The following is a 4,185-nucleotide window of genomic DNA, read 5'->3' as shown; positions in this document are numbered from 1 at the left end:
ACCCGCCGCCCCCCCCCCGGCCGCGCCCCCCGCCTCGGGCGGCTCGCGCCGCCGCCGCGCGACCCGCTCGACGGAGCCCCAGGCGACCAGGGCGTCCACCAGGCGGTCGCTGCCGCCGCCCGCCAGGTCGTCCCCGGTGAACCCGAGGCGCAGCCAGTTGCGGGTGTGGTCCGGCCGCTCCAGGTACCCGGCCAACGCCTCCCGGCCCAGGTCACGGGCTCGCGACGGGTCCTCCTCCAGCACGACGTGCTGCTCCGGCGCGAGCAGCACGCCCGCGCCGACGGTCTCGCGCGCCCGCGCCGTGTAGTCGGGCGTCACCAGGTAGGGGTGGGCGACGCTCGTCCGGGCGGCGGCGAGCCGGAGCACCCTCGGGCCCAGCGCGGCCAGCGCCAGGCGGTCGCGCGGCACGTCCAGCTCGTCCAGGTAGTGGATCAGCTTCTGGTAGGGGCTGTGATACACCTCACCCACCAGCTCGTGGTGGCCCACGCCGATGCCGACCAGGAACCGGTCGGTCCACGCCAGCGCCCGGTAGCCGTCGTTGACCTCGCCCGCCGGAGTCGTCCAGACGTCTAGCACGCTGGTCGCCACGGCGATCTTCGCGGTGGCGTCCAAGAGCGCGGACACCGTGGTCAGGACGCTGCCGTCGGGCATCCCGCCGAGCCAGAGCGCACCGAAGCCGAGCTCTTCCAGTTCCGCCGCGTCCTCACCGCGCCCGCCCCACCGCGCGGCCCGGTCCCACACGCCGTACCTGCCCAACTCGACCGTCATTTCGACTCCCTGCGAACTAGGTGCTGCCGACTGGCAACCCCGGTTCGCCGGCATTTAGTCCTGTCCCCTCCATCCGGCCCCCTCCATTCGGCGCCGATGGACCGCCCGTCGTAGCTTCGGCCCATGACGAATCTGGGAACCAGCGACCTCGACGTGTCACGCCTGTGCCTGGGTGGCAACGTGTTCGGCTGGACCGCCGACGAAGACGCCTCGTTCGCCGTGCTCGACGCCTACGCGCAGGCGGGCGGCAACTTCGTGGACACCGCCGACTCGTACTCGGCGTGGGCCGAGGGGCACACCGGCGGCGAGTCGGAGACGATCATCGGCCGGTGGCTGCGCGCCCGCGGCAACCGGGACTCGATCGTCGTCGCGACCAAGGTCGGGATGCTGCGCGGGCTGGACAACCTCAAGGCGGCCACGATCGAGCGCGCCGCGGAGGACTCGCTGCGCCGCCTGGGCGTGGACCACATCGACCTGTACTACGCGCACAAGGACGACCCCGGCACGCCCCAGGAGGAGACGCTGGCCGCGTTCGACCGCCTGGTCCGCAGCGGCAAGGTCCGGCACGTCGCCGCGTCCAACTACACGGCCGACCGGCTCACGTCCGCGCTCGCCGTGTCCGAGCGCGAGGGCTTCGCCAAGTTCGTCGCGCTCCAGCAGGCCTACAACCTCGTCGACCGCTCCTACGAGGGCGAGCTGTCCCGCGCGGTGGCCGACCACGGCCTCGCGTCCGCGCCGTACTGGGGCCTGGCCAAGGGCTTCCTGACCGGCAAGTACCGGCCGGGCGTGCGGGTCGAGAGCGCGCGGGCCGGCGCCGCGTCCCAGTACCTCGACGACCGCGGCCTGCGCGTGCTGGAGGCGTTGGACGAAGTCGCGGAGAGCCACGGCACCACCCCGGCGGCGGTCGCCCTGGCGTGGTTGGCGGAGCAGCCCACCGTGGCCGCGCCCATCGCGTCGGCCCGGTCCGCCGAGCAGCTCACCGACCTGCTGCCCGCGCTGCACCTGGAGCTGAAGGCGGACGAGGTGACGGCCCTGACCAGGGCCAGCGAAGTTTAACTCTCCAGTAGCTTACTGGCGGTAAGTTGCGTTACGGTGGCCTCCCTGGCCGGATGCCGAGGAGGTCACCGTGGACGTTGCGGGCAAGGTTGTCGTGATCACTGGCGCGGCCAGGGGCATCGGCGCGGAGGTGGCGCGGCGCCTGGCCGCGAAGGGCGCGAAGCTCGCCCTGATCGGCCTGGAGGGCGACCGGCTGCGGCAGGTGGCCGAGCAGTGCGGCGGACGGGCGTGGGAGGCCGACGTCACCGACTGGCAGGCCCTGGAGACCGCCGTGAACGGCGTGGTGGACCACTACGGGGGCATCGACGTCGTCGTGGCCAACGCGGGCATCGCCGCCACGGGCTTCATCCGCTCGATGGACCCGGCCGCCTTCGAACGCGTCATCGAGGTCAACCTGCTCGGCGTGTGGCGCACGGTCCGCACGTGCCTGCCGCACCTGATCGCGAGCCGCGGCTACTGCCTGGTCGTGTCGTCGCTGGCGGCGATCGTGCACATCCCCGGCAACGCCGCCTACTCCGCCGCGAAGGCGGGCTGCGAGGCGTTCGCGGACAGCCTGCGCGCCGAGGTGCGGCACCTGGGCGTGGACGTCGGTGTGGCGTACTTCTCGTGGATCTCCACCGACATGGTCGACAGCGCCGACGAGCACCCCGTGTTCGGCCCGCTGCGCAGGTCGATGCCGGGGCTCGCGAGCAGGAAGTACCCGGTGTCCGACGTGGGCAGGGCCGTGGTGCGCGGGATCACGCGGCGGTCCAAGGCCGTGCACGTGCCGGGCTGGGTCGGCGGCCTGAAGCTGTTCCGCGCGTTCACGCCGCGGGTGGTCGACCGGCAGGCGCCGAAGTCGGTGCCCGCCGCCGACCGCGAGATGGCGGCCAACGACCTGTCCGGCCTGGTCGGACCGGGTGGGACCGCCGCCGCCAGGAAGGACTAGGCGTCGGGCCGGAGCCAGGTGCCCATCAACGCCTCCCACTCGTGCACGCGCGTCTCGGCCACCACGCCGGCGGGCGTGTACGGGTCGGCGGCGAGGATCTCGCGCAACTCGGCCTCGTCGGAGACCTCGTAGACCAGCAGGGCGCCGGTCTGGTCGGTCCACGGGCCGGAGACGAGCAGCACACCCCGTTCGACCAGCGTCGCCAGGTACTCGCGGTGCGCGGGTCGGACCGCCAGCCGCTCCTCCGGGTTGTCCCCGAACACCAACTCGACCGCGAACCGAGCCATCGAAAGCCCCCTCCGTTGTGCAGCGCCGCGCCGAAGCTACCCCGCGAGGAGGTAACGTCATTTCCGTGGTCGGTCCGGATCGGAACAGCGGCGGCATCGCGCGTGTGCAGGACACGCTGACGAACCTGCGGATCCAGGACGGCGCGGCACCGGCCCCGACCGGCCCGCTGACCCTGGAGGACCTCTACCGCCAGCACCGCATGCGGCTGGTCCGGCTGGCGCTGCTGCTGGTCGACGAGCCCGCCACGGCGGAGGACGTGGTGCAGGAGGCGTTCACCGGCCTGCACCGCAACTGGTCCAACCTGAGGGACGCGCAGGCCGCCGTGGGCTACCTGCGAACGGCCGTGGTCAACGGCTCGCGCAGCGTGCTGAGGCGGCGCAAGACGGCCCGCGACTACACCCCGCCGCACGTGGCCAACGCCAGGTCGGCGGAGAGCCTCGCCATGCTCACCGCCGAGCACCAGGCGGTGGTGGCGGCGCTGTCCCAGCTGCCGCCGAGGCAGCGGGAGGTGCTCGTGCTGCGGTACTACGGCGACCTGTCGGAGGCCGAGATCGCGGAGGCCACCGGCATCAGCAAGGGCACGGTGAAGAGCACCGCCAGCCGCGCGCTCGACGCGCTGCAGAAGATCATGGCGGGCCACTGACCCGGCAGCGCTGACCGGCCGTCGGCCGGGCTTCGCAGGGGTCCCCGCCCAGGGGATCCCTGTTTTCGATCCTGCCACGGACGACCGACGAACCGGGCCCGGCAAGCGCCTGCCTGTGGACAACTCGTCGCCGCAGCCGCCCTAGCCGCCCTAGCGTCGAGCAGCACGCCTCGCCGGCCACCCGGCAGGACCGCAGGCACCACCGACTGCCGCACGCCCGGACCGCCGCGTGCTCCGAAGCGCCCACACCCGGACCGGCGCACGCCCGTTCCGCCCACACCCAGGCCGCCCCCACGCCAGTCCCGCCCCACACCCGGACCACCCCGCGTCCGGACCGGCGCACACCTGAGCCTCCGCACGTCCGACCCGGCACACGGACCGGACCGCCGCACGCCCTCGTCACCCCGCGCCGGGCCGCCGCACGCCGTCCCGCCGAACCCCACCCCAACGCCGCGCCCACGCCCCGGCCACACGCGCACCACACCCGGGCCACACGGCAGCC

General features: G+C 73.6%; 5 protein-coding genes. 3 read left to right on the top strand and 2 right to left on the bottom strand.

The genetic code is table 11. From position 1 onward, the window contains the following. A partial coding sequence (locus AB0G02_RS30265) for a TIGR03620 family F420-dependent LLM class oxidoreductase (RefSeq protein ID WP_360800660.1) occupies positions 1 to 768 on the bottom strand: 768 nt, incomplete at its 3' end. Between the two features lie 123 nt (positions 769 to 891). On the opposite strand from AB0G02_RS30265, the gene AB0G02_RS30260 reads away from it, so the two are divergent. Together AB0G02_RS30260 and AB0G02_RS30255 are read left to right on the top strand one after the other, a co-directional pair. After that, positions 892 to 1,824: an aldo/keto reductase gene (locus AB0G02_RS30260; protein WP_360800657.1), complete on the top strand. Its 933-nt coding sequence runs from the start codon at positions 892 to 894 to the stop codon at positions 1,822 to 1,824. A 94-nt stretch (positions 1,825 to 1,918) separates the two neighbouring features. Further along, positions 1,919 to 2,752: an SDR family oxidoreductase gene (locus tag AB0G02_RS30255; RefSeq protein ID WP_360800654.1), complete on the top strand. Its 834-nt coding sequence runs from the start codon at positions 1,919 to 1,921 to the stop codon at positions 2,750 to 2,752. On the opposite strand, the gene AB0G02_RS30250 is transcribed toward AB0G02_RS30255, so the two are convergent. Further along, positions 2,749 to 3,039: a YciI family protein gene (locus AB0G02_RS30250; protein ID WP_360800651.1), complete on the bottom strand. Its 291-nt coding sequence runs from the start codon at positions 3,037 to 3,039 to the stop codon at positions 2,749 to 2,751. The two genes, AB0G02_RS30255 and AB0G02_RS30250, sit on opposite strands and share 4 nt — an antisense overlap. A gap of 65 nt (positions 3,040 to 3,104) precedes the next feature. On the opposite strand from AB0G02_RS30250, the gene AB0G02_RS30245 reads away from it, so the two are divergent. Next, on the top strand, positions 3,105 to 3,683 hold the full coding sequence (locus AB0G02_RS30245; protein ID WP_360800648.1) for a SigE family RNA polymerase sigma factor: 579 nt from the start codon (positions 3,105 to 3,107) through the stop codon (positions 3,681 to 3,683). Positions 3,684 to 4,185 lie beyond the last annotated feature (502 nt).

It is taken from the genome of Actinosynnema sp. NPDC023658, assembly GCF_040639995.1.
Taxonomy (GTDB): domain Bacteria; phylum Actinomycetota; class Actinomycetes; order Mycobacteriales; family Pseudonocardiaceae; genus Actinosynnema.
The sequence above is the reverse complement of the archived record's forward strand: the minus strand, read 5'-3'. Positions and strand labels throughout refer to the sequence as shown.